Origin of the sequence: Streptomyces sp. NPDC058880, assembly GCF_042742535.1 — a bacterium.
Lineage (GTDB): Bacteria > Actinomycetota > Actinomycetes > Streptomycetales > Streptomycetaceae > Streptomyces.
In genome coordinates, this window is sequence record NZ_JBHYMC010000129.1 from 1 (window position 1) to 3,316 (window position 3,316).

The 3,316-nt window shown below is 71.3% G+C and carries 4 protein-coding genes; 2 read left to right on the forward strand and 2 right to left on the reverse strand.

What is annotated here, in order from left to right; genetic code table 11:
• Positions 1-47: 47 nt before the first annotated feature.
• Together ACFW2G_RS32960 and ACFW2G_RS32965 are read right to left on the reverse strand one after the other, a co-directional pair.
• The gene (locus tag ACFW2G_RS32960; RefSeq protein WP_030387286.1) at positions 48-728 is read right to left on the reverse strand and encodes a response regulator transcription factor; all 681 of its coding nucleotides are present in this window, start codon (positions 726-728) and stop codon (positions 48-50) included.
• A gap of 41 nt (positions 729-769) precedes the next feature.
• Positions 770-1,969: a cell wall metabolism sensor histidine kinase WalK gene (locus tag ACFW2G_RS32965; protein ID WP_052031043.1), complete on the reverse strand. Its 1,200-nt coding sequence runs from the start codon at positions 1,967-1,969 to the stop codon at positions 770-772.
• Between the two features lie 215 nt (positions 1,970-2,184).
• Here ACFW2G_RS32965 and phoU point away from each other — a divergent pair, with 215 nt between their 5' ends.
• Together phoU and ACFW2G_RS32975 are read left to right on the forward strand one after the other, a co-directional pair.
• Positions 2,185-2,862, forward strand: coding sequence for a phosphate signaling complex protein PhoU (phoU, locus tag ACFW2G_RS32970; RefSeq protein ID WP_037924684.1), 678 nt, complete (start codon positions 2,185-2,187; stop codon positions 2,860-2,862).
• A 166-nt stretch (positions 2,863-3,028) separates the two neighbouring features.
• Positions 3,029-3,178 carry a hypothetical protein gene (locus ACFW2G_RS32975; RefSeq protein ID WP_167344738.1) on the forward strand — a complete coding sequence of 50 codons (150 nt, stop codon included), beginning with the start codon at positions 3,029-3,031 and terminating at the stop codon, positions 3,176-3,178.
• Positions 3,179-3,316 lie beyond the last annotated feature (138 nt).

Below are 3,316 nucleotides of genomic sequence, written 5' to 3' on the forward strand. Positions count from 1 at the left end.
GTCCGCACCAGCGGACGGCGGCCCTTTCCGTTTCCGTGCGGGGCGTCCTACGGCTCGAACTTGTAGCCGAGGCCGCGGACCGTGACCAGGTAGCGCGGGGCTCCCGGGTCCGGCTCGATCTTGGCGCGCAGTCGCTTGACGTGGACGTCGAGGGTCTTGGTGTCGCCCACGTAGTCGGCGCCCCAGACCCGGTCGATCAGCTGCATGCGGGTCAGCACGCGGCCCGCGTTGCGCAGGAGCATCTCCAGCAGGTCGAACTCCTTCAGGGGGAGGTCCACCTTGCCGCCGGCGACGGTGACCACATGGCGGTCGACGTCCATCCGTACCGGGCCGGCCTCCAGGGCCGCCGGGGTGACCTCCTCCGGCTCGCCGCGGCGGCGCAGGACCGCGCGGATGCGGGCGACCAGCTCCCGCGAGGAGAAGGGCTTGGTGACGTAGTCGTCCGCTCCTATCTCCAGCCCGACGACCTTGTCGATCTCGCTGTCCTTGGCGGTCACCATGATCACGGGCACGTTGGAGCGGCCGCGCAGTTGCCGGCACACCTCGGTGCCGGGCAGACCGGGGAGCATCAGGTCGAGGAGGACGAGGTCGGCGCCGTTGCGCTCGAACTCGTCGAGCCCGTCGGGGCCGGTCGCCGCGATGGCGACCTCGAAGCCCTCCTTGCGGAGCATGTAGGACAGGGCGTCGCTGAAGGATTCCTCATCCTCGACGACGAGCACTCGGGTCACGGAAGGACCTCCGGGGCAGGGATGGCTGGAGCGGAAGTGGTTCAGGCTGGGGTCGGGTGGGTGCGGGGCGCGGCCGCCGGGGACGACGCGGCCGCTTCGGGGAGCCGCAGGGTGAAGGTGGAGCCCTGGCCCTCCGAGCTCCACACCGACACCTCCCCGCCGTGCGAGGCGGCCACGTGCTTCACGATCGCAAGGCCGAGGCCGGTGCCTCCCGTGGCGCGGGAGCGGGCCGGGTCCACGCGGTAGAAGCGCTCGAAGATCCGCTCGCGGTCCTTCTCCGGGATGCCGATGCCCTGGTCGGTCACGGCGATCTCGATCAGGTCTCCTCCGGGGGCCGTGACCCTGCGTGCGGCTATGCCGACGCGGGTACGGGCGGGGCTGTAGTTGACGGCGTTCTCGACCAGGTTGCCGAGGGCGGCGGCGAGCTGCCCCCGGTGGCCCCAGACGCGCAGGTCGGCGGTGCCGCCCGCGGCCATGGTGATCTGCTTGGACGACGCCGTATGGCGGCAGCGGTCGATGGCCTCGGCGACCAGCGTGTCCACGCGGACGGGCTCGGCGTCCTCCAGCGGGTCGTCGTTCTGCACCCGGGACAGGTCGATGAGCTCCTGCACCAGGCTGATCAGCCGGGTCGACTCGATCTGCATGCGGCCGGCGAAGCGGCTGACCGCCTCGGGGTCGTCCGCGGCGTCCATGACGGCCTCGGACAGCAGGGAGATCGCCCCGACCGGGGTCTTCAGCTCGTGGGACACGTTGGCCACGAAGTCACGGCGGACGGCCTCGATGCGGCGGGCCTCGGTGAGGTCCTCGACCAGGAGCAGCACCAGGCGGGAGCCGAGCGGGGCGACGCGCGCCGACACCGCGAGGGCCTCGCCCCGACCGGTACCGCGGCGTGGCAGGTCCAGCTCGACCTGGCGTATCTCCCCGTCGCGACGGGTGTCACGGGCCATGTGGAGCATCGGCTCCACGGCAAGCTTGCCGCCGCGCACGAGCCCGAGGGCGTAGGCGGCGGACGAGGCCTTGACGACGGCGTCTCCCTCGTCGAGCACCACGGCGGAGGAGCGGAGCACCGACAGGACGGTGTCCACACCGGGCGGGAGCACCGCATTGATGTCGGGGCGCATGGAGCTCCGGGTGGGGCGGGCCTGGTCGCGCTCGCTCCAGCGGAACGCCAGCATCGCGATGACGCCGGTGCACAGACCGGCGATCGCTGCAGCTGCGGCGACCGCCGCGTTCACGTCCATGGATCCAGGTTAAGCAGGCGCGACGAGACTTCCACAGCCGTTCGGGTGGCGCCTCGAACAGTCGTCGCCCAGAGTTCACCCTGGCGACCGGGCTGATTCACTTGCGGTGCCGGAGTCGGACGCGTTTGCGGCCCACCGTGTCACCGTGGGCAGCAGGCCGCCCCGGCCCGCCCCGGGCATCACCGCAGTAACAGGTCGAGAGAGGGACACGAGACATGCGCGACGCGTACCACGAGGAACTGGACTCGATCGGGGAGGGCCTGGTCGAGATGGCCCGGCTCGTCGGTTCCGCGATCGGACGTGCCACGACGTCCATGCTCGACGCCGACCTCAAGCTCGCCGAGAGCGTCATCGCGGCGGACCAGAAGGTCGACGACCTCCAGCACGACCTGGAGGCCCGCGCCATCGCGCTGCTGGCCCGCCAGCAGCCCGTCGCCACGGACCTGCGGATCGTCGTGACCTCGCTGCGGATGAGCGCCGACCTGGAGCGCAGCGGCGACCTGGCCCAGCACGTGGCGAAGCTCGCCCGGCTGCGCTTCCCGGACCGCGCCGTCCCGCGGGACCTGCACGCCACGATCCTGGAGATGGGGCAGCTGGCGCAGCGCCTGATGGCGAAGGCGGCCGAGGTCATCATCACGAAGGACGTCGACCTGGCGCTCCAGTTGGAACAGGACGACGACGAGATGGACCAGCTGCACCGCACGCTGTTCCAGCACCTGATGGACGACCGCTGGAAGCACGGCATCGAGACGGCGGTGGACGTGACGCTGCTCGGCCGCTACTACGAGCGCTTCGCCGACCACGCGGTGTCGGTCGCCAAGCGGGTGGTCTATCTGGTGACGGGCGAGCACGCCGACGAGCTCCAGCAGCCGACCCAGGTCGAGGGCGTCTGAAGCCCGGCACAGCGCCCTGGTGTGGGACGGTGTGCGACGGCGCCGAGCCACTTCGAGCCCCTGTGCGCCGTTGACGCGCCGGTAGAGCTGGGCATGAATGAGGGCGAGTGCGGTCAGTCGTACGAGTCCCGCATGCCGCGGGGCACCGCCTCGCCGAGGAGGAACCATGCCCGATTCCCCCGTCCCCATCACCCCGGAGCAGGAGCAGCCGCCGAGGCCCGAGCCGCTCCGGCTCCCGCTGCTCGCGGCCTGTGGCTGCGGCTCCGGCTGCGGCTGCGGCTGCCAGTCCGGCGCCCCCTGCCAGTGCGGTGGCTGACCGGGCCCACCCGGTCCGGCACGCGCAAGGGCCCCCTGCCCGTGGCTTGGGTTCAAGGGGTCGTCGCAACACCACTTGGTTTCAGGTGGTGAGTAGATCACGTAGACGCTCGGCTGGGGTATCCCAGTCGAGCGTCTT